Source organism: Alteromonas genovensis (genome assembly GCF_010500895.1).
Classification (GTDB): domain Bacteria; phylum Pseudomonadota; class Gammaproteobacteria; order Enterobacterales; family Alteromonadaceae; genus Alteromonas; species Alteromonas genovensis.
Map to the genome: position 1 here is coordinate 164,127 of NZ_JAAAWO010000005.1, position 22,380 is coordinate 186,506.

Consider the following 22,380-nt stretch of genomic DNA (forward strand, 5'->3'; position numbering starts at 1 on the left):
AAGCAATGACCCATTTTCTCGAAAAATTAGTCTTCAGTAACCGAAAGCTTGTGGTAGCACTATTCGCTATCGCAACGGTGTTTCTGGGCTATCAAGCTTCTCAAATGCGTTTAGACGCTGGTTTTGAAAAAAACATTCCTCTTAATCATGAATACATGCAGACCTATATTGAACATCGCCAAGATTTTGGTGGTGCTAACAATATCCTTGTGTCTGTATGTGACAAAAACGACGATATTTTTAACAAGAATTTTTTCGACACATTGAAAAATGTGCACGACCAACTTTTCTTTATCAACGGCGTCAATCGCTCATTGGTCATCTCACTGTTTTCACCGTCCACTCGATTTACCGAAATCGTTGAGGGCGGATTTGCTGGCGGGCCGGTTATTCCTGCAGACTTTAACTCGTCTAATCCAGAAGCGTTGGAGCTGGTTGCGGCAAACATTGAAAAAGCCAATATTGTTGGGCGACAGGTTGCAAGCGATTACAGCTGTGCAATGGTAACTGCGCAGCTGCTAGATATCGACCCTCAAACCGGCGAACCACTTGATACACTAGCTCTTGCGGCAGAGTTAGAAGAGCAGCTTCGCGGCCAATATGAAAACGAAGAAACGTCAATTCATATCATTGGCTTTGCCAAAATGATTGGTGACGTAGCCGATGGTGCCAAAGACGTACTGATATTCTTTGCTATCGCCATTGGTATAACTGCCATTATGGTGTACTTCTTCTCACGCAGCATAATGTTAACGGTATTGCCATTACTGTGTTCTGTGATTGCCGTTATCTGGCAGCTGGGGCTACTTACCTCTATCGGCTTTGGCATGGATCCGATGTCTATACTTGTCCCGTTTTTAGTGTTTGCAATCGGCGTAAGCCACGGTGTGCAAATGATAAATGCGGTAGAGAAGCAGGCGGTAACGGGTATTGGTGCTAAAAAAGCATCTATGGCAGCATTTAGAAGCTTACTTGTGCCAGGCGGTATTGCATTGCTCTCTGACACCGTTGGCTTTATGACTCTACTGGTTATCGATATTGGTATCATCCGAGAGCTAGCGATTACGGCGAGTATGGGTGTAGCGGTTATTATTTTAACTAACTTACTGTTACTTCCTGTATTAATGAGCTTCTTGAAGCTTGACGAACGCTACGTAGAAAAATTTGCAGGCAAGGAAAAGGCGAACAGTAAGTTCTGGGATATGGTTGCTGCTTGTTCACGTAAAAAACCCGCTGCAATTATATTAACTATCACCGCTATCTTATTTGTGTTTGGTCACTTCCAAGCACAAAAAATGAAAATAGGTGATTTGCATGCCGGCGCACCAGCGCTTCACGAAGACTCTCGGTATAACCAAGACACCTTCTTAATTACCGATAAGTACGAAGTGACCGTTGACTATATTTCTATTTTGGTAGAAACCACGCCTGAAGCGTGTACATCGCACAACGTCATGAAAGCCATGGACGACTTTCAGTGGAAAATGGAGAATACCAAAGGCGTTCAGTCTGCAGTATCCCTTGCGTCAGTCGCTAAAATTGTGAATGCGGGTTATAACGAAGGCAATGTGAAGTGGCAGGTTATTCCACGAAACCAACAAACATTGGTTCAAGCTATATCTCGTGTACCTACATCGTCAGGTCTTTTAAACGGCGATTGCTCTGTAATGCCTATCATTCTATTTATGGAAGATCACAAGGCAGAAACTATCTCTCGCGTTGTTGATGCGGTTAAAGATTATCGTACAGAATATGAAACTGACGATATGAAGTTTAGCTTAGCGTCTGGCCCTGTAGGTGTTATGGCGGCAACGAACGAAGCGGTTAGCGAAGCGCAAGATCCAATGATGCTCTATGTATTCGGCGCAGTCATCGCTTTATGCTTAATTAGCTTCCGTTCAATACGCGCTACATTAGTGGTTGTTATACCGCTTTACGTAGTGTCTGTGCTGGCCCAAGCATTGATGACCTATCTTCAAATTGGTCTCACCGTCTCTACCTTACCAGTTATCGCACTGGGTGTGGGAATAGGGGTGGACTATGGTATTTATATTCTATCGACCAAGAGCCTAATGTTGAAGCAGGGTGCAACGGTACAAGAAGCCTATTTTGCAGCGCTTAAAGAGCGCGGCAGTGCGGTGCTCTTTACCGGGGTAACGTTAGCAATTGGCGTCAGCACATGGGTATTCTCATCGCTCAAATTCCAAATGGATATGGGAATATTGCTGACGTTTATGTTCGTTGTTAACATGCTTGGTGCAATAATTGTACTACCAGCGTTGGCTAGGTTCCTCTGGTGGAACAAAAATGACCCTGGTGCATAAATTATTTTTGCATAGCTAATCAAAAAAAAGGGCCTTTAGGCCCTTTTTTTAGGTCTTTTCTGCATAGTTATCTATGCTGTTAATATAAGGTTAAAAAGGGGCTTTTAATAAGCTGCTTTATTAGAGAAAATACAAAGGTTTTCAGCACTTACGATATTACTAAAAGGTTAACAAATGACAGTCACCTCACAGCGACACTCAGTACTGCTAGATAATGTATTCGCACTTATCGATAAAAAAGTAGATACGAAGCAGAAGTCTCTTGTGCAGCAATTCGGACGTCTGTTGTATAAAAACATATCAAGCGATGATTTAGAAAATCGCAACGACAGCGATCTTTACGGTGCAACTCTGAGTTTATGGAATGCACTCTCTCGATTCGATAACTCTGCGCCCCACATACGCGTCTTTAATCCAGAAATTGCAAAACACGGTTGGCACTCAAGCCACACTATTGTTGAAGTGATTGTGTCTGACATGCCGTTCCTCGTTGATTCGGTTCGAATGTCGCTGAATAGACTGAACATAACCGCACATTTATTTTTGCATAGCCCTATAGGCATTAAGCGTGACACCAGCAACAAGGTGGAAAGCTTTTCTGAGCAGGGCAAAACCCTGGAAGGTGCGAAAAAAGAAACCGTTATTTTTATAGAAGTTGACCGTCAAACTTCCAAAAAAGATATCGACATACTGACAAAAGAGCTTCACTCAGTGGTCGATGAAGTATCACTTGCCGTGGCTGATTGGCAAGATATGACCAGCACACTGCACACGGTAATTAAAACCAGCGAATCGTTTAACTGGCCCGTGTCCGGTGAGCAAAAAGACCAGGTAAATCGCTTTCTAAACTGGTTGGGCGATCATAACTTCACCATGATGGGCTACCGTTATTACGATGTAAAAGCCATAGAAGGTGACCATCGCTGGATCCCTAAAAACGATAGCAGCCTAGGTTTACTAAAGAACTCCGTTAATAACCGCGAGCGTCTTTTATCGAAGCTGCCAGCCTCAGCACGCAGTGAAGCGTTAAGTGAAAACCCCCTTATTTTAACCAAGACCAATACTCGGGCTCGCGTTCATCGCCCTGCATATATGGACTATATTGGCGTCAAAGTTTTCAACGATAATGGTCAAGTGGTCGGTGAGCACCGCTTCCTAGGGTTATATTCGGCATCGTTTTATAACCAAAGCGTTATTGAATTGCCAATTTTAAGTGAAAAGATTCAGCTTATCTGTGCTTTATCAGGCTTCGAGCCGGGTACTCACGCATACAAAGCGTTTGTCAACATCGTAGAAACCTACCCAAGAGATGAGCTTTTGCAAACTCCAGCACAGGAGTTAGCTCAAATTGTAATGGGTATTTTCCAAATGCAGGAGCGAGGAATTTCTCGCTTATTCATACGCAAAGATACCTTTGGTCGCTTTTTCTCGTGCATGGTGTTTGTACCAAGAGAGCGCTATAACACGCAATTGCGTAAAGAGACGCAAGAACTATTAAAGGTGTCGCTTAACGCATCAGAAGAGGTGGAGTTTACAACCTTCTTCTCTGAATCTGTTTATGCAAGAACACACTACATAGCGCGAGTTAACGATAACAATGCGGAATTTGATGTGAAGGAAATAGAACAAAATATCATCGAGCTAACCAAAACATGGAATGACAGGCTTGCATCAGCTATTTCAGCATCTCACGGCGAGGCGTCTGGAAAGTCATTAGAGCGTAAATATAGCAATGCATTCTCTCGCAGTTACATGGAACACAACCTGCCATCAGCAGCGTTGGTAGACATGGGTAAATTGGAGATGCTAGACGATAAACATACCTTAGATATGTTGTTCTATCGCCCCCAAGAAGAAGACTCTGAGAGTCAAATTGTTAAACTTAAATTGTTCCATCGTGCAGAGCCCATTCATTTGTCGGATGTACTGCCAATGCTGGAAAACTTTGGGTTACGCGTAATTGATGAGAGCCCATATAAAATAACGTGTTCAGGTGGTGAGCATAACTGGATTATGGATTTCAAAATGCTGCACAAAAGCGGGCAGCATTTCGACATGGAAAACGCCCAAATACTGTTCCAAGATGCGTTTGCTAAAGTGTGGTACAACACCCTAGAAGACGATGCGTTTAACCGCTTAATTCTTGGTGCAAACCTCACCGGACGTCGAGTGACTATTTTGCGTGCCTATGCAAAATACATGCGTCAAACAGGCAGCTCATTTAGCCACGATTACATTGCAAATACGCTGGCCAACTACACCGACATAGCTCGCTTGTTGGTAGACTTCTTTGACCAGCGCTTTAATCCGAAGAAAAAGCGTAACAAGAAAAAAGAAGACGCAATACTTGCCGATATTAAATCTCAGCTAGACGGTGTGAGCAACCTTGATGATGACAGAATTATCCGTCGTTATTTAGACATGATGTCTGCCACACTGCGCACTAACTTCTATCAACTTGATGAGTCGGATAACGAAAAGTCTTACGTGTCGTTCAAAATGCTCCCTGAGCTTATTCCTGACATGCCGCTTCCGCTGCCTAAGTACGAAATTTTTGTATACAGCCCTCGGGTTGAAGGTGTGCACCTTAGAGGCGGTAAAGTAGCCCGTGGTGGTTTGCGCTGGTCAGACCGTCAAGAAGATTTCCGTACAGAAGTGCTTGGTTTAGTTAAAGCCCAGCAAGTCAAGAATACGGTTATTGTTCCCGTTGGTGCAAAAGGGGGCTTTGTTTGTAAGAAGGCCCCTGTAGAGCAAGGCCGGGAGGCTATCCAAGCAGAAGGACAAGCGTGCTACCGCACCTTCATAACCAGCTTGCTGGATATTACTGACAACATCGTGAACGGAGAAATCGTTCCGCCCAAAGATGTAGTGCGATTGGATGACGACGACCCTTATCTTGTTGTTGCCGCAGATAAAGGAACTGCCACTTTCTCTGACATTGCCAATGGCATAGCAGAAGAGTTTAACTTTTGGTTAGGCGACGCGTTTGCCTCAGGTGGCAGCATTGGCTACGACCATAAGAAAATGGGTATTACAGCCAGAGGCGGTTGGGAATCTGTTAAGCGTCACTTCCGCGAAATGGGCGTGAATTGTCAAACTACCGATTTCACCTGTATCGGTGTGGGTGACATGGCGGGTGATGTATTTGGTAACGGTATGTTGTTATCTGAGCATACAAAGCTTATCTGTGCATTTAACCACCTGCATATATTCTTCGACCCTAATCCAAATGCAGCAGACAGCTATAAAGAGCGTCAGCGCTTGTTTGAAAACCCAAGGTTGTCGTGGGAAGACTACGACAGCAAATTGATCTCAAAAGGCGGTGGTATATTTAACCGCTCAGCTAAGTCTATTAAGCTAACCCCAGAAATGAAAAAATGGTTAGGCACTAGACAACAAACCATGACACCTAACGAGCTTATTCATAATGTATTGAAGATGCCTGTGGATTTAATGTGGAATGGCGGTATCGGTACTTACATTAAGAGCTCTAAAGAATCGCATTCTGCGGTAGGCGATCGCGCTAACGACGATTTACGGGTAAATGGCAAAGACGTTCAGGCGAAAATTGTCGGAGAGGGGGGAAATCTCGGTGTTACTCAACTAGGTCGTATTGAATACGCTGCTAACGGCGGCAGAGTCAACACTGACTTTATCGACAATGTGGGTGGTGTTGATTGCTCTGATAATGAGGTTAACATCAAAATACTGCTTAATAGCCTAGTTAACGATGGCGAGCTTACGATTAAACAACGTAACAAACTGCTTTATGACATGACTGACGATGTGTCTGCCATTGTGCTTAAAGACTGCTATCGTCAAACTCAGTCCATCTCGATTACTGAATTAGCTGGTGTAAAACAGCTGAAAGAGCAGCTGCGCTTTATCCATGGTTTAGAAAGAGAAGGGCAGTTAAACAGAGAGCTGGAGTTTATTCCAAGTGATGATGAAATTTCAGATCGCGTTGCCACAGACCAAGGTTTAACACGCCCTGAACTGAGTGTGCTAATTGCCTACGGCAAAATGGTGATGAAAGATGCGCTTAATATTCCTGAGATCACTGAAAACCCCTATCATGCTCGCCTGTTGTTAGAAGCATTCCCAGAAGTCCTTCGCAGTCGCTTTAACGAACATATGCAGCAGCATCCACTGCGCGGTGAAATTATTGCCACCAAATTAACCAATAATATGGTTAATGACATGGGTTTGAATTTCGTTTTCCGCTTACAGGAAGAAACCGGTGCCAGCGTGAGCGAAATTGCTGACGCCTATGCAATTGTTCACGGCATCTTTAATATGGACAACCTATGGGGCCGTATTGAAGATTTAGACAATGTCATTTGTGCCAAATTACAGCTAACCATGCTTGATGAGGCAAGGCGCATTATGCGCAGAGGCGCCCGTTGGTATATTAGACATGGCAACAAAGCACATTCTATTGAAGACGCCATCGAAAGCTATCGCGGTACCTTCGATTTGTTGTCGAAGAACCTTCAGCATTACTTAGTTGAAAGTGAATATTCGCAACTTGAGGCAGCTACGCAGAAATATATCGAGCAAGACGTACCTCATGATATTGCCTATCAAGTGGCCAGTTTCTCAAACATGTTCTCCAGCTTTGATTTGGCGCAAATTGTTGACGCTGATAAACATGAGACCGATGTGGTCGCTAAGCTTTATTATCAACTTGGTTCGAGACTGGAACTGCATTGGTTCCTTGACCAAATAAATAATCAGGCGGTAAGCAACCATTGGCAGGCACTCGCGCGTGCATCGTACAGAGAAGAGTTGGATTGGCAGCAGCGCTCTATTGCAGCTAACTTGCTGCAGTCACGCACCGATGTTGCAGATGCCGATCAAATCCTCGACGACTGGATAGACAGCAACCAAGTGTTGTTAAAGCGCTGGTATCACATGATGTCTGAGTTCAAAACAAGCACAACGCACGAATTTGCGAAGTTTTCTGTCGCTTTACGTGAATTGATGCTTTTAAGCGTGAAGTCTAACCATTAGAATACACGCACCTTAATGATTTAAGCCCTGTTCATCAGGGCTTTTTTATATTAGCGAGCGTTAGAATACCCATGCAATCTTTAGTGCAAAAGCTGCTACTTCAGTGTGAACCTGAAAAAAGCCACGATTTTACTATTAACTGGCTGAATAAAACGCAACATACACCGCTGAAATGGATGTACAGCACCACGCCTATTGCAAAACCAGTGACGGTAGCAGGAATTAAGTTTGATAACCCAGTGGGTCTAGCTGCAGGGTTAGACAAAAATGGTGATTGTATAGATGCATTCTCAAGCATGGGCTTTGGCTTTGTTGAGATTGGCACCGTTACGCCTCGTCCACAGCCCGGTAACCCTAAGCCACGCTTGTTTCGTCTGCCTGAAAAGCAAGCCATTATCAATCGCATGGGTTTTAACAACAAAGGTGTTGACCACCTTGTTGAACAAGTGAAAGAAGCGAAATTCAAAGGGCCCATCGGCATCAATATTGGTAAAAATAAAGATACCGAAGACGCCAAGGCTCTAGAAGATTATCTTATTTGCCTGAACAAGGTTTATCCGTACGCCAGCTATATCACTATCAATATCTCGTCGCCTAATACACCAGGACTACGAAATCTACAGTACGGCGAAGCATTAGACTCATTGCTTGTAGGTCTTAAAGCCGCTCAAGAAACGCTAACGCAAACACACAGTAAATACGTGCCCATGTTCATTAAAATCGCCCCTGATTTAAGCGATGATGAAATAAGCAGTATTGCGGTGTCTTTGATGAACAGCAAAATGGATGGCGTCATTGCCACTAATACAACACTTTCTCGTGATGCGGTGCAAGGTTTAGCCCATGCTGATGAAATGGGTGGCCTCAGCGGTTCAGTGATGACTGACATGAGTTTACAAGTGACAAAGAAATTAGATAAAGCTTTAGACAAATCTATGCCCATTATCGGCGTTGGAGGCATAGACTCTCCTGAGTCAGCCCAGGCACGTTTAGATGCTGGTGCATCATTGGTTCAATTATATTCGGCCTTTATTTATCAAGGTCCATCGCTCGTTAAACGTATCGTAAACGCGTTATAATACCCCCGATCTCTCATAAAGTACGCACGTGCTAATGTCGTGCGCCAGTTACAGGTAAATGAATGAATACAATTCTGGTTACAACCAGCCGCGGTCTCGACGAACTACTTAAACAAGAAGTGCTCACTTTGTGCCCTGAGGCACAAATAAAGCAGGCTCCTGGTATGCTTCAGTTCGAGGGCACTAAAGAAGACGCCTATAAACTTTGCTTATGGTCGCGACTGGCTAACCGAGTAATTTGGGTTTTGGCATCGGGTAAAGCGAATAACGCCGAAAGCCTTTACGATACGGCAATGACCGTAGATTGGCAGATGCAAATGGACTCTAGGCATACGCTATCTGTTCAATTTGTAGGAACCAACTTTGCGATCAAAAACACACAGTTTGGGGCTGTTCGTATTAAAGATGCTATCGTTGATACGTTTGTTGAAGAAGGGCTAGCAAGGCCGTCTGTTGAGCGCAGACACCCTGATATTTCTGTTTATGCACGCTTGCAACGCGACAATGTGATTATCGGAATAGATTTAGCAGGGGAGAGCTTGCATCAACGTGCTTACCGCCAAGAAGCGGGTGATGCGCCACTTAAAGAGCATATTGCTTGCGCCATGCTAATGCGAAGCGGATGGACTGAAAACACCGACGCACCATTGGTTGATTTAATGTGTGGCTCGGGCACTATCGCCATTGAGGCCGCTTACATTGCGCGTAATATCGCTCCGGGGATTAAGCGTTCATACTGGGGTTTCACCAAGTGGTTAGGTCACGAAGAGAGCACGTGGGACAACCTTGTTGATGATGCCTTAGACAATCAAAAGCCTTCAACTAGCGGTATCTACGCTGCCGATTTTAGCCGGAAAATGATTTCAATCGCAAAAGCCAATGCTGATTTTGCGGGTGTTTATAACGATATCGGCTTTAGTCAGCAAGATGCCACTAAATCATCACCACCTATCGCTACACCAGGATACATTGTGTCAAACCCGCCTTACGGTGAGCGATTAGGAGAACTGACGTCACTCATTCCGTTATTCAGTGAATGGGGCAAGCGCTTTAAAGAAGCGTGGAAAGGCTGGCATGTATCCCTTTTAAGCAGTAACCGAGATCTTTTGCGAGTACTTAAGCTGCGCGCGAGCAAAGACTACGCAATGAATAACGGTAAGCTAGAGTGTCGTTTAGCTAATTATGTATTAAACGAAGAAAATACCGTTCAGTTTAGCGAAGACACCGGTAACCATGAATTTGCTAATCGCCTTAAGAAAAATCTTAAAAAGCTCAAACCTTGGTTAAAGAACGCAGATACAAACTGCTATCGCATTTATGACGCTGACTTGCCTGACTACAACGTGGCCGTGGATAAGTATGGCGATTGGTTAGTGGTACAAGAGTACGCTCCCCCTAAGACAGTGTCAGAAGACAAGGCGCGCAGACGCCTTCAAGAAGTGCTATTGCATTTACCTGCAGTAACAGGCATTGCGCCTAAAAACATAGTGTTAAAAGTGCGTAGCCAGCAAAAAGGCACCAAGCAATACGAAAAATTTAATCAGTCTGGCGATATGATGGAAGTGTATGAGAACGGCGCACGTTTCTTAGTCAACCTGACGGATTACTTAGATACCGGTTTGTTCTTAGACCACCGCGATACCCGCCAGATTGTGATGAATATGGCCAAGGGCAAAGACGTGCTTAATCTGTTTTCTTACACGGGCAGCGTGTCTGTATTTGCGGCAAAAGGCGGCGCTAAATCAGTCACCACCGTGGATATGTCGAATACTTATTTAGATTGGGCGAAGAAAAATGTAGCGCTTAATAAGCTTGATGGGCCTCATGCGTTTGTTCAGGCTGACTGTACAACCTGGTTGGCCGACCACAAAGGCAAATACGACCTGATATTTATCGACCCACCCTCGTTCTCTAATTCTAAGCGCATGAGCAATACATGGGACGTTCAGCGCGACCATGTAGATATGCTGACACGGGCAAAAGCTTGCTTAAATGACAACGGCACAGTTATTTTTTCCAATAATAAGCGCGGGTTTAAACTTGATACCCAAGCCCTTGAAGCCCTTGGTTTTGGTATTGAAAATATTACGGCAAAGACCATTCCTGAAGACTTTGCCAGAAAGGGTAAAATTCATCAGTGCTGGACATTACAGTCGTGAAGATAGTGTTTTATACCGGCCCCCAGTGCAGTTTATGTGACTTAGCTGACGTCGAGCTTGCGAAAACCAGCGTGTTTTCGTCGCTAACAGTAGAGAAAGTAAATATAAGAGACAGCACCGACCTTTATCATTACTATGGTGCACGCATTCCCGTATTAAAAAGGGAAGACACAAACAAAGAAATCGGTTGGCCTTTTGACAGTGCCGACCTGGAGGCATTTCTGCAGTGAGTATTTTGCAGTTAAAAAATATTACGGTTATTTATGGAAACCCGCCGCTATTGGACGGTATCGAACTTGTTGTACAGCCGAAAGAAAGGGTGTGCCTCGTGGGTCGAAATGGCAGTGGGAAATCAACGTTAATGAAGGTTATCTCTGGTGACATCATTGCTGACGATGGCCAGCGAATTATTGAGAACAACACAGTAATCGCTCGTTTAGAGCAAGATCCGCCGCAAACCACAGACGTCACCTTGTTTGATTACGTGGCAGAGGGATTATCTGACATTGGCGAGACGCTGAAAGACTATTTTCATCAAACCCGATTGGTTGGTGAAGATCCCAGCGAAGCCAATCTCAACAAATTACAGCGTCTACAAGAAACCTTAGAAGCACGTGATGCCTGGCAGTTTGAACAACAAATTGAACAAACTCTTACCATGCTTAAACTTGAGCCCGAAACGTCGTTATCGACGCTTTCCGGTGGTTGGAGAAGAAAAGCGGCGCTGGCCAGAGCACTTGTACGTTCGCCAGATCTTTTGCTTCTTGATGAACCGACAAACCACTTAGACATTGAAATGATCAAGTGGCTAGAGTCAAGCCTGAGTAATTACAATGGTGCGATTGTGTTTGTCAGTCATGACCGGGCATTTATTCGTTCTATGGCCACCCGTATTATTGACTTAGATCGTGGCGGCATCACCAGCTATCCAGGCAATTACGAAACCTATTTAGAGAAGAAACAGCACGACCTTGAAGTCGAAGCTTCGCAAAACGCAGAGTTTGATAAAAAACTGGCTCAAGAAGAAGTGTGGATACGACAGGGCATTAAAGCCCGTCGCACAAGGAATGAAGGTCGCGTAAGGGCACTTAAAAAATTACGTGATGAACGCAAGGCGCGCCGCGCAGTGCAAGGAAGCGCAGTGGTAAGTCAATATCAAGGGGCTCGCTCTGGAAAAGTAGTTTTTGAAGTTGAAAACCTTTCATACAACATCGGTGAGCTTTGCATTGTTAAAGATTTAAGCCTGAATGTACTAAGAGGTGACAAGCTAGCGCTTATCGGCCCTAACGGCAGTGGCAAAAGTACGCTTATCAAACTGCTGCTAGGTGAGCTAGAAGTAGACAGCGGTAGCTGCAAGCGAGGTACCAATTTAGAGGTCGCGTACTTCGACCAGCACAGGCATGGTCTTGACTTAGAGCAGGCCGTGATTGACGCTGTAGGCGATGGTAAACGAGATTTAATGGTTAACGGCCACCCCAGACATGTGATCAGTTATCTGCAGGATTATCTCTTTTCGCCAGAGCGCGTAAACGCGCCGGTGAAGTCACTTTCTGGCGGAGAAAAAAATCGCCTTATGCTGGCTAAGCTTATGCTTAAACCCAGCAACCTGTTGGTTCTCGATGAACCGACTAACGATCTGGATGTTGAAACACTGGAAATGTTAGAAACCCTGCTAAACGAATATACAGGTACCGTGTTACTTGTGAGCCACGATAGGGAATTTGTGGATAATGTAGCAAATAGCAGTTTAGTATTTGAAGGTGAGGGAAGACTCCGAGAATTTATTGGGGGTTTCACTGACGTTGAAAGCTGGTATAAAGGGCAGCAGGAAAAACGCCTTCAGATTGAAAAAGAAGAAAAAGCTAAGTCTAGGAATGAAACTAATTCAAGTTCAGATAGTCCTAGTGCTAAGCCTTCACCCCGCAAGGCGAAAAAGTTATCATACAAAGACCAACGTGAACTGGAATCACTTCCCGCAGAGCTAGAAAGTCTTGAGGCCGAGCTAGAAGTAATGCAAGAACAGGTAAATGATCCTGAATTCTTCAAAAAAGACAGTGACACTACTGCAAAAGCCTTAGCGCTTTTGGCAGACCAAGAATTATTGTTGTCCCAGAAATATGCGCGCTGGGATGAATTAGAAAGTATGCTGGAAGATAATCAGCAGTAAATAGGATTTTAGATGAAACGAACTCAGCTTGCCGCCGCCGTTCTGTTGGCAACAGGAAGTGTTTCGGCTTTTGCCGCGACTTATTCAGTGACACCTCTTCCGCTACAGGATTCTGCAAGAAGCAATTTTGGTCGCTCTATTGATGAAGCAGGACAAATGCTAACGATAGCGCAGCTTGAATACAATCCTCCCATCGACGTTGACCAACTAATCGATGGTACCGTTTTCTTCGAAACTTTTGGTCCTTCGTTGGAAGATGAAGATAGTGCGAGAGAAGGGGTGTTCACTGACTCAGATTACTCCACTATTGTCAGCTATATAATTAGCAACCAAACGTTTCCTCAGATTCAAAAGCTGACACAGTTTAGAACTTACATTACCGATACAGTAGATGCGGAATTAGTACCTGGGTTAGATGAAATTACCGACAAGTTTGACGATTACACTCAGTCAGTTCGAGTATCAGGCAGAGACAGCCTTAGCGGTAATTATATTGTTGGTGACTCGGGCGGCTTAGTTGTTTTAGACCCCTATGAAAACGCCGACGGCGACATTATCAACTATACTTATCCGGAATCTTCACAGCAGGCGTTTGTGCAAGTGTCGGGGGAGACGAAAGTACTTCCTCCTGTAGATGATACCCTTGGCGGTTTTGGTTCAGCCCGAGCTATCAACAATAACCTACAAGTCGCTGGATTTAGTACAGTAAGCTTTCAAACTGCTGTTGATGATGCGGTAGGTCGCTGTGACGATGACGAGGAGCGCGGTGATATTTCTGTTGATCGCTGTCTATTCAATTTATACACGGGTGAATTTACTGCCCCTCGCGTATCCACGTACTTTTTAACTACACAAAATACTACGGTTCCAGCTTTTGTAAGTCTGTCAGAAGTTAATGCCACTATTTGGCAACTTGATGTTAACGGCGATGTCATTGACACACAGACGTATCCACTAGTAGAAGAGCCTGCCGAGGACAACACTTTTTATCTGTACACCTATGCTTTCGATATTAATGAGCAGGGTATCGCAGTAGGTGAAAGCTTAACCGGGGATTTTGTTGCTATTACTCGCCCCAATTCATCGGCAAGAGCGGAAAGTGAACGCGTAGCAACCGTGTTTAGAGACGGTGAAACTATTGAGTTATTGCCTCGTGATGAAAACATTATCAGCCAAGCCATTGGTATTAACGACAACAACTGGGTAACGGGTGCAGTACTGCCGCCATCAGACACAGCATCTCGCTCTCGTCTCTTTGTCTACAACTTAGAAACTGAAGAGAAAGTATACCCAGAGGGATTTTTCACTAGTGGTGGCGTAACGCCAAATGCAATTAACAACAATAATATTGTTGTGGGTAGCGCAGATGTAACAGCGACGAATGAAACCCAGCGTCAAACCACGGCTTTCATGTACAACATTGAAACTGAAGAGTTAATTGATTTAAACGATTTGGTGTCTTGTGATAACACCTACGAGCTTGTTGAAGCCGTAGATATTAACGAGAACAATGAAATAATTGCTAACGCACGCTTAAGAACCACCAGTAAGTATATTACTGGCGTGGAAATTTTAGACAGCGCCGGGGAAACTAACGCCGTAGATTCAATTGTTGCGGTTAAATTATCACCGCTATCAAACGGTACAATAGACGACTGCGAAGTGCCTGAAGATGAGCAGCCCTATGAAAGACAGGCCGCGTCGACGGGATTCTTAGCATTAGGTGGTATATTGTTGGCTGGATTATTTAGACGCAGAGTAAAACGCTAAGGTTCTTATTTATTACTAATTAGCTTTCACACGAAATAATTCGCTCCTAGCTGTGCATTTCCTTGAAAGTGAATGATGTTAAAGGCTACTCTTGTTGAGTGGCCTTTTTTGTATCTGTTCATAAATCAAACGCTCACTCATTCACAAAAAATACGTGCGAAAAAATTCACAAAACTGTAAAAATAATTTCATATAAACTTCATCCATTTATTAAATGTCAAGAATTTTAATTTCAAAATTCTCTTGAACCAATTGGCTAAGTGCACTATCTAATTAATGTACGCAAAAGATTTTCCGGCACTTTTAATAAATATGATGTAGAGCGCCCGCGAACTGACGTTGTTGTACTTTCAACAAACAGAAGAGGCTAGTCAATGAAAAGACAAAAAAGAGATAAAATGACACGTGCACATTCTAAAGGCTATCAAGCTGGTATTAGTGGTCGTGCGAAGGAAAATTGTCCATTTCAGCAGAACGAAACCCGTTCACAGTGGTTAGGTGGATGGCGTGAGGCGGTAGAAGATAGGCACTTAGGACTAACTGTAAAATAACACATTCTCTTTTATACTGATTATGCAAAAGGAAAAGCCCCTAAATAAGGGGCTTTTTTTGTACTTGCGGAAAAATTAGAAATTCGATGTATCTTGAAACAGACCTACTTTGAGATCTTTCGCCGCATAAATTTCTCTACCATCAACATCAACTGTGCCATCAGCCATACCCATGAAGAGTTTGCGTTTGATCACACGTTTCATAGTGAGTTTGTAAGTGACTTTCTTTGCTGTTGGTAAAATTTGGCCAGTAAATTTAACTTCACCTACGCCTAATGCTCTTCCTTTACCCGGACCGCCGCTCCAGCCTAGGAAAAAACCGACAAGCTGCCACATAGCATCTAAACCTAAGCAGCCGGGCATTACCGGATCGCCAGGAAAGTGACAATCAAAAAACCATAGGTCTGGTGATATATCTAACTCAGCGATAATTTCACCTTTACCGTGTTCTCCACCATCTTCTGTAATTGAAACCACACGGTCCATCATTAGCATATTAGGAGCAGGAAGTTGGCTGTTACCTGGTCCAAACATTTCCCCACGACTACACGCTAGTAAGTCGTCTCTAGTAAAGCTATTTTTTCTCTCAGACATTCCCAACTCGTATTGTTTTAAATTTCAGTGCTAATTTAGCGAACAGTTGTGCGCTAAACAACTCCGAACAGTCATTTTTATAAAGAAAAACGCGTGGTACACTAAATTCTTCAAAAGGTACGTGAACAATATGACAGAAAAACAATCAAAATCAGCGCTTCAAAAAAATAGCAGCGATAAAGCGAAAGCAAATGCTGATAAACAGAGACGCTTTAGAGAACGTCAAAAAGAAGCCGGTAAAAAACTCGTGCGCGGCTATGTGTCTCCAGAAGCCAAAGCGTGTTATGACGAAATTCGCGAGAAGACAGGGTGGACAGATAGCGAGGCCATGTCAAATGCCATGCGCCTTATGTATGCATCGTACAAATGCGGACAAATTAAGCTCCTTACCGAGTGGCTCAGAAAGAACAATCGTTAACAGGTGGCGTGAAATCAAAGTTGGTGATAACTGAAACTAGACTTTCTTTTTTAGCCACTGTCTACTCGGGCTGTTTTGCATGGTGTGACGGTGCACTATTCGTCGAGCTTCGCGTAAGACGTCATCGCGTTCTCTATACTGCCACAATCTTTCCCCAGTCTTTCTAGCCATACTGCCAATATCCACAATTGGCAACACATAATCTTTTTCAACGTCGAAATTCAGCATAATCGCTTCTAAAGGCGGCATGGCGTAGGGCGCATGCACAGTGTCACCAGGCAATTCGGCAAGCTCTGGTACCCACTTTCTAATAAACACCCCCTCTGGATCCAATTTCATAGATTGGGTGTGTGGATTGTATAAACGCACTGTATGAATGCCTGTTACGCTGGCCTGCATTTGTATTTGCGGGTAATGAATACCAGGCTCAAAGTCTAAAAATTGTGTCGCCAAATAGTGCGCCGCCTTTAGCCAATGTACATTAAGGTGATGACACAAAAAGCTCGTTACCATAGCCCTCATTCGAAAATTAATATAACCCGTTTGGGCGAGAGCCCGCATACAGGCATCAACCAATGGGTAGCCGGTAGTCCCTCTTTTCCAATGATGAAACCGTCGCTCTGCCTCGGGGCCATCAATAAACGGAAATTTTTCATAGGCAGCATTCATCGGTCGCCATTCAATAGTATGCTCACTTTCAAACTTTTGAATGAAATGACAGTGCCAATGCAGCCGAGATGTTAATGCCGACAGTGCTCGCGACCACAGTGCTTTGTCTTTACCGGCGGACGCTTTCTTTATTTGCTTTTCATTTTCTACAAAATGATAAACTTGCCTGATGGAGATATTTCCCCAAGCAAGATAGGGGCTTAATCGCGAACAGGAACGACGAGCATCAAAAGGGCGAGATATATGCTTGTGATAGTACTTTCCTCGCTCCTCGAAGAAATGCTTCATTACGTGCCACGCTCGTTTCTCTCCTCCTTGTTGCATTTGGCTTCTGTCTTCATCAGATGAGTGTTCGGCTGAGTCCTCTGTCGCGCTACTTGATGCTGATGCGCCACCTGAAACTAATGGGTTTCGACGCGCGCATGAAACTGAGCCAGAAAGCGAAAAAGCCGAGTAGGTGGTATCACTATCAGCTAAAAGCGCATGCTCAGTCCAATTTACCCACTTTGCCAGGTGAATATCGAAATCATAAGTTGCGGAATTAAAGTGCGCCTCCCAATTTTTCTGCCAACGCGCACGGTTAGGCAAGCCCCTTATCACTGCGCCTGCACTACACTCTAAAAATGGTATTTTGCTTTTAATACAATAGGTTGCTATTGCCTTGTCGCGGTTACACGTAACCAAAAGCCCAATTTCTTGGTAGCTTCTTAGGGAGGATATGGTGAAATATTCCTGAATCTGCGATAGAGCCTCATGCACCTCCATGTGCATCTGCAATACTCGAATCCCGCTGGGTAATTGGGCGTTAATATCGGCAAGACTCTGCTCTACAAATCGCCAATGACGAACATCCATATGAGGGTCGGCAAGCAGGGACGGCTCCCAACAATAGAGTAAAAGGATGTTGTCACCGTTATTGACAGCATCAAACAGCGGCTGATGGTCTCGAAGCCTGAGGTCGCGCTTTAGCCAAATTACAGAAACGGCTTGTTGAGTCATATTTCTATGTTTACCTGCTTGCAGTTCATTTTCTTAAACATTTCGTTCTCTAAAGCACTTATATTAAACAACTAGGTTAACCATTTATTGCGAAATGCACCGTCGCGGTCGTAGGTGGTCGTTTGTTTATCTAGGTTAAACTGTCTGTGTCCACGAGGGTCGCTTCCCACGCCGGCAAGATAAAGCCAATTGCCCCAATTGCTGCCCACATCAAAATCGAGTAACTGATTTTCAAACCAAGCAGCGCCGTAGCGCCAGTCTTGCTGCAACTCATGTACAAAGCAGCTCGCTACTAATTGCCTTCCGCGATTAGACATATAGCCTGTCGCTTTTAGCTGTTTCATGCAGGCATCGATGATGGGATAACCGGTATTGCCATTGCACCAATCAACAAACACTTTGGGGTTATGCTCTGTGCCCGGCACTTTTTGTTGAATACCATCAAATTTAAACCATTTTTCACCGTACTTTGCTTGAAGCCAATGAAAGAACTCACGCCACAACAGTTCAAAATAAATCCAATAAGTGGATTCATTTTTCTCAACCTGCTCTTCAAACAAGGTAACTTGGCGTACTACCTCTCTTGGCGACAGTGCGCCTACTGCAAGCCACGGTGAAAACTTTGTGCTATCACGCCAACTGTCCAAGGCGTTTCTCGTTTCTTTGTAGGTGGCTGCAGCATGCCACTCAAATAGGTATTCGCTTAGGTGCTCAAGGGCTGCACTTTCACCACCTTTAAAGTCATTACTGCTCTGTTGCAAAGCTTGGCTTTGCTTGGCGAGTTCGTCTTCAATAACTAACGTATCGGCAGAGAGATGCTCAACCACAAATGCTGTAGGATAGGTGTCAACGGGGCTGCAAACCTCCCTAGGTGTAAGCTTTTTTTCCACCTTACGGCGAAACGGACTAAACACATCAGGCATCTCTTCAATTGAAAAGGGTAAGTCAGATTCATTAAACAGTGTTAGCGACTCACCCTCAACAATAGACATGTTTGGATAGCACCGAGCAAGTTCCTCTACTTGTTCTTGCTCATGAAAACCACAATGTTTACTTACTCCAAGATGGGTAAATTGACCTTGCTTCAGTACATTAGACAGACATTCTGAAATACTGCCCTTAAGAACCGTGAGTTCATGTCCTTTCTTTTCTAACGACGCTTTGAGGTCGCTGAGGGTTTCCAGTAAAAACTGATAGCGATTATCACCAATCTGTTTTAACCCGTATTTGGTGGGTGAAAAATAGCTCTCATCAAATATGTAAATAAAAGAAATTTCGTCTACTTGCTCACACAGCGAGGACAGTGCGACTTGGTCGTGAAGCCGTAAATCGTGTCTAAACCAAAAGACTCCGCGTTGTTTTGATGCTGTATTGTCACTGCTAAGGTTTTGATTTGACATAGTAATTCTCAGATTTATTTTTATATCACTTTTGTAATCACAACGGATCCTGAACCCGCCCAATCTCGTACAAATTCATTTACGTTAGTAATCAAAGATTAGAGCAACACATTAAGGAAAAAAAGTGACCGTTCCCGTAAGTATTATGTGGTTTAGACAAGACCTCAGAGTGAATGACAACCCAGCACTTAACGCAGCCTGTGACATGGGTAAAATTCTCCCCATTTACATTTATGACGATACTACTCCCGATGGGAGGGCGCCCGGCAGCGCGAGTCAATGGTGGTTGCATCACTCGCTTACGTCGCTTAATGACAGGCTAAACGGCCACTTAAAAATCTTTAAGGGTGACCCGAAAGTACTTATTCCAAAGATTATGGAATCGATCAAGGCTAAGGCCATCTTTTGGAATCGCTGCTACGAACCCTGGCAAATAAATCGTGACAAAGAAATTAAAAAACAGCTTATTGATAGTGAATTTGAAGCTTACAGCAGTAACGGCAGCTTGCTCTGGGAGCCGATGAAGGTATTAAAAAAAGATGGAACACCTTATAAAGTGTACACACCTTACTATCGAAATGGATGCTTAAAGATTGAAGAGCCACGCTATCCCAAGGCGCCTCCAGCGCGGATTACCTACGCAGATGATGAGTATAAAGATGACGGGCTTGATGCGCTAAACCTGCTTCCTGAGATTAAATGGGACTTTACCATTAGCAAGATGTGGAAGCCCGGTGAAGAAGGTGCGGCGGACAACCTGTCAGAATTTATACAACACGCGGCTAGACAGTACAAAGACGGCAGAGACATTCCTTCCATGAAAGGAACGTCGAGACTCTCTCCTCATCTTCACTTTGGTGAAGTGTCTCCTAATCAGGTGTGGTATGCGATAAAAGATAAATTCGGCGCCACAGAAGATAAGAGTATCGACACCTACTTGAGTGAACTTGGCTGGAGAGAGTTTAGCTATTACCTGCTGTTTCATTTCCCCACATTGCCGAATAAAAACTTCAACGACAAGTTCGATAAGTTCCCATGGCGCAAAGATGCTAAAGCATTGAAAGCGTGGCAAACCGGTAATACAGGTATTCCGATTGTAGACGCTGGCATGCGCGAACTGTGGCAAACCGGCTATATGCACAACAGAGTACGTATGATTGTTGGCTCGTTCCTTGTTAAAAACTTACTTTTAAGTTGGCACGAAGGTGAAAGATGGTTTTGGGATACCTTGTTAGATGCAGATTTAGCAAGTAATAGCGCAGGTTGGCAATGGGTGGCTGGCTCAGGCGCCGATGCATCGCCGTATTTTAGAATATTTAACCCGATTTTGCAGGGTGAGAAGTTTGATAAGAAAGGTAAATACGTACGTAAATACTGCCCTGAATTAAAAGATCTTCCCGATAAGTACATTCATAAGCCCTGGGAAACACCGGGCGTAATAGCCAAAGACGCCAAGCTAGAGTTAGGTAAAAGTTACCCCGAACCCATTGTAGATTTAAAAGCCTCTAGGCAGCGTGCTCTTGATGCTTTCCAAGAGATTAAAGGATAACAGATGGCGTCACTCATTCTTGTTTTAGGCGATCAGCTTACCGATAACCTGCCGGCCATTGCGAATGCAACAAAGACGCAAGACACCATTTTAATGGCAGAGGTAAGGGAAGAAGCAACCTACGTAAAGCATCATAAAAAGAAAATCGCGTTTTTGTTCAGTGCTATGCGCCACTTTGCACAAGAACTAAAAGATAACAACTACAACGTAGATTACGTTACCTACACTGATGAGCGCAACAAGGGCAGCTTATTGGCTCAGGTTGAAGCAGCATTAAGCGCTGGCGACTTTGACCAAGTGGTTGTTACCTCTCCTGGCGAGCACCGTCTGCTAAGTAGCATACAGCAATGGGAAAACACGCTAAAAACGCCCGTTAAAATCTCAGAAGATAATCGCTTTCTCGCAACGCCTCAGGAATTTAGTGACTGGGCCGAAGGGAAAAAGCAGCTACGCATGGAATTCTTTTACCGTGAGATGCGTCGAAAGCATAACGTACTCATGGAAGGAAAAGATCCTGTTGGCGGCAAATGGAATTATGATGCACAAAATCGCGAATCGATGCCAGATGATCATAAAGTACCAAAACACAGCACCTTTGAAGTTGACGATATAACTCAAGAGGTCATTGAGCTTGTTGAAAGCGAGTTTGCCGATCATTTTGGCGACCTAGACAACTTCTTCTTTGCTGTCACCCGTAAAGATGCCCTTAAGGTATTGAATACGTTTATTGAGGAACGCCTGCCTAACTTTGGTCAGTATCAAGACGCAATGGTTGAAGGCAAGCCGTGGATGTATCATTCACATATTGGATTTTATTTAAACTGCGGCATGCTGACACCCAAAGAAGCAATAAGCGCCGCGGAGCAAGCTTATCACAGCGGGCAAGTTCCCCTTAATTCCGCCGAAGGCTTTATTCGTCAAATTCTAGGGTGGCGCGAGTACATTCGAGGGTTTTATTGGCACTTTATGCCGCAACTTAAAACGGACAACTACTTTAATAATGACAGAAATGTGCCTGAGTTCTTTTGGGACGCGCAAACCAATATGAACTGCATGCGTCAATGCATTAAAGAAACGAAGCAAAATGCCTACGCCCACCATATACAGCGGCTTATGGTGATTGGAAACTTCAGTTTGCTCACCGAACTTAGCCCTGAACAAGTGCAGGCCTGGTATCTCGCGGTGTATGCTGATGCCTATGAGTGGGTAGAACTACCTAATGTGGCGGGCATGATCTTGTATAGTGACGGCGGAAATTTAGCCAGCAAGCCTTATGTGGCAAGCGGTAGCTACATCAATAAAATGTCTAACTATTGCAAAAATTGTGGCTATCAAGTGTCGAAAAAGACGGGGCCAAAAGCCTGTCCATTTAACTACTTATATTGGCATTTCATTGATAAGAACAAGAAAAAGCTCAGTAACAATCATCGCATGGCTATGATCCTTAAGACCTATGGCCGAATGAAAGAGGACAATATTAATGCGATGAAAGAGGATGCCGCCAAGTTTTTAACGAAGATAACGAAAAATGAAGAAGTCTGATCTACCTACCAAAATGTGCCCAGTATGTAACAGGCCATTTAGCTGGCGTAAAAAATGGGAAAGAGATTGGGAGCACGTTCGTTACTGTTCTAAACGGTGCGCTGGCAATAAAACAAGACACCAACAGGTTAATTGGTAACTTAGGT

The 22,380-nt window shown here is 44.1% G+C and carries 15 protein-coding genes; 12 read left to right on the forward strand and 3 right to left on the reverse strand.

From position 1 onward, the window contains the following. Positions 1 to 5: 5 nt before the first annotated feature. The 8 genes from GTQ48_RS08715 (at position 6) to rmf (ending at position 15,063) form a co-directional block, all read left to right on the forward strand. Entirely contained in the window at positions 6 to 2,324 is a 2,319-nt protein-coding gene (locus GTQ48_RS08715; protein WP_163106335.1) for an efflux RND transporter permease subunit, read from the forward strand. Between the two features lie 174 nt (positions 2,325 to 2,498). Further along, a complete protein-coding gene (locus tag GTQ48_RS08720) occupies positions 2,499 to 7,337 on the forward strand; it encodes an NAD-glutamate dehydrogenase (RefSeq protein WP_163106336.1) in 4,839 nt (1,612 codons plus the stop codon). Positions 7,338 to 7,408: 71 nt separating this feature from the next. Continuing rightward, on the forward strand, positions 7,409 to 8,416 hold the full coding sequence (pyrD, locus tag GTQ48_RS08725; protein ID WP_163106337.1) for a quinone-dependent dihydroorotate dehydrogenase: 1,008 nt from the start codon (positions 7,409 to 7,411) through the stop codon (positions 8,414 to 8,416). A 62-nt stretch (positions 8,417 to 8,478) separates the two neighbouring features. Next, a complete protein-coding gene (rlmKL, locus tag GTQ48_RS08730) occupies positions 8,479 to 10,575 on the forward strand; it encodes a bifunctional 23S rRNA (guanine(2069)-N(7))-methyltransferase RlmK/23S rRNA (guanine(2445)-N(2))-methyltransferase RlmL (RefSeq protein WP_163106338.1) in 2,097 nt (698 codons plus the stop codon). Continuing rightward, positions 10,572 to 10,805, forward strand: a complete 234-nt coding sequence (locus tag GTQ48_RS08735) for a glutaredoxin family protein (protein WP_163106339.1) — start codon at positions 10,572 to 10,574, stop codon at positions 10,803 to 10,805. Before rlmKL ends, GTQ48_RS08735 begins: the two co-directional genes overlap by 4 nt. Continuing rightward, positions 10,802 to 12,742: an ATP-binding cassette ATPase Uup gene (gene uup, locus GTQ48_RS08740; RefSeq protein ID WP_163106340.1), complete on the forward strand. Its 1,941-nt coding sequence runs from the start codon at positions 10,802 to 10,804 to the stop codon at positions 12,740 to 12,742. Before GTQ48_RS08735 ends, uup begins: the two co-directional genes overlap by 4 nt. A 12-nt stretch (positions 12,743 to 12,754) precedes the next feature. Continuing rightward, positions 12,755 to 14,512, forward strand: coding sequence for a DUF3466 family protein (locus tag GTQ48_RS08745; protein ID WP_163106341.1), 1,758 nt, complete (start codon positions 12,755 to 12,757; stop codon positions 14,510 to 14,512). A gap of 374 nt (positions 14,513 to 14,886) precedes the next feature. Next, a complete protein-coding gene (rmf, locus tag GTQ48_RS08750) occupies positions 14,887 to 15,063 on the forward strand; it encodes a ribosome modulation factor (protein WP_032094108.1) in 177 nt (58 codons plus the stop codon). Positions 15,064 to 15,138: 75 nt separating this feature from the next. Here rmf and fabA read toward each other — a convergent pair whose 3' ends face one another. After that, positions 15,139 to 15,657 carry a 3-hydroxyacyl-[acyl-carrier-protein] dehydratase FabA gene (fabA, locus tag GTQ48_RS08755; RefSeq protein ID WP_163106342.1) on the reverse strand — a complete coding sequence of 173 codons (519 nt, stop codon included), beginning with the start codon at positions 15,655 to 15,657 and terminating at the stop codon, positions 15,139 to 15,141. 130 nt (positions 15,658 to 15,787) lie between these two features. On the opposite strand from fabA, the gene GTQ48_RS08760 reads away from it, so the two are divergent. Further along, entirely contained in the window at positions 15,788 to 16,075 is a 288-nt protein-coding gene (locus tag GTQ48_RS08760; RefSeq protein ID WP_163106343.1) for a hypothetical protein, read from the forward strand. Positions 16,076 to 16,111: 36 nt separating this feature from the next. On the opposite strand, the gene GTQ48_RS08765 is transcribed toward GTQ48_RS08760, so the two are convergent. Together GTQ48_RS08765 and GTQ48_RS08770 are read right to left on the reverse strand one after the other, a co-directional pair. Continuing rightward, positions 16,112 to 17,743 (reverse strand): cryptochrome/deoxyribodipyrimidine photo-lyase family protein, encoded by a 1,632-nt coding sequence (locus GTQ48_RS08765; RefSeq protein WP_163106344.1) that lies wholly within the window; start codon positions 17,741 to 17,743, stop codon positions 16,112 to 16,114. A 71-nt stretch (positions 17,744 to 17,814) separates the two neighbouring features. Beyond that, the gene (locus tag GTQ48_RS08770; RefSeq protein ID WP_163106345.1) at positions 17,815 to 19,143 is read right to left on the reverse strand and encodes a DASH family cryptochrome; all 1,329 of its coding nucleotides are present in this window, start codon (positions 19,141 to 19,143) and stop codon (positions 17,815 to 17,817) included. A 124-nt stretch (positions 19,144 to 19,267) separates the two neighbouring features. Between GTQ48_RS08770 and GTQ48_RS08775 the strand changes: the two genes are divergently transcribed. The 3 genes from GTQ48_RS08775 to GTQ48_RS08785 are packed head-to-tail and all read left to right on the forward strand — an operon-like array spanning position 19,268 to position 22,373. Further along, positions 19,268 to 20,692 (forward strand): FAD-binding domain-containing protein, encoded by a 1,425-nt coding sequence (locus GTQ48_RS08775; RefSeq protein ID WP_163106346.1) that lies wholly within the window; start codon positions 19,268 to 19,270, stop codon positions 20,690 to 20,692. Between the two features lie 3 nt (positions 20,693 to 20,695). Next, entirely contained in the window at positions 20,696 to 22,234 is a 1,539-nt protein-coding gene (locus GTQ48_RS08780; protein ID WP_163106347.1) for a cryptochrome/photolyase family protein, read from the forward strand. After that, entirely contained in the window at positions 22,221 to 22,373 is a 153-nt protein-coding gene (locus tag GTQ48_RS08785; RefSeq protein WP_163106348.1) for a DUF2256 domain-containing protein, read from the forward strand. Before GTQ48_RS08780 ends, GTQ48_RS08785 begins: the two co-directional genes overlap by 14 nt. The last annotated feature ends 7 nt before the right edge of the window (positions 22,374 to 22,380 follow it).

Bases quoted from the DNA above. Each gene is read 5' to 3' on its own strand.
- GTQ48_RS08720 (WP_163106336.1), top strand. From the start codon at position 2,499: ATGACAGTCACCTCACAGCGACACTCAGTACTGCTAGATAATGTATTC.
- GTQ48_RS08785 (WP_163106348.1), top strand. From the start codon at position 22,221: ATGAAGAAGTCTGATCTACCTACCAAAATGTGCCCAGTATGTAACAGG.
- GTQ48_RS08765 (WP_163106344.1), bottom strand. From the start codon at position 17,743: ATGACTCAACAAGCCGTTTCTGTAATTTGGCTAAAGCGCGACCTCAGG.
- pyrD (WP_163106337.1), top strand. From the start codon at position 7,409: ATGCAATCTTTAGTGCAAAAGCTGCTACTTCAGTGTGAACCTGAAAAA.
- rlmKL (WP_163106338.1), top strand. From the start codon at position 8,479: ATGAATACAATTCTGGTTACAACCAGCCGCGGTCTCGACGAACTACTT.
- rmf (WP_032094108.1), top strand. From the start codon at position 14,887: ATGAAAAGACAAAAAAGAGATAAAATGACACGTGCACATTCTAAAGGC.
- GTQ48_RS08745 (WP_163106341.1), top strand. From the start codon at position 12,755: ATGAAACGAACTCAGCTTGCCGCCGCCGTTCTGTTGGCAACAGGAAGT.
- GTQ48_RS08760 (WP_163106343.1), top strand. From the start codon at position 15,788: ATGACAGAAAAACAATCAAAATCAGCGCTTCAAAAAAATAGCAGCGAT.
- fabA (WP_163106342.1), bottom strand. From the start codon at position 15,657: ATGTCTGAGAGAAAAAATAGCTTTACTAGAGACGACTTACTAGCGTGT.
- GTQ48_RS08715 (WP_163106335.1), top strand. From the start codon at position 6: ATGACCCATTTTCTCGAAAAATTAGTCTTCAGTAACCGAAAGCTTGTG.
- GTQ48_RS08770 (WP_163106345.1), bottom strand. From the start codon at position 19,143: ATGTCAAATCAAAACCTTAGCAGTGACAATACAGCATCAAAACAACGC.
- GTQ48_RS08780 (WP_163106347.1), top strand. From the start codon at position 20,696: ATGGCGTCACTCATTCTTGTTTTAGGCGATCAGCTTACCGATAACCTG.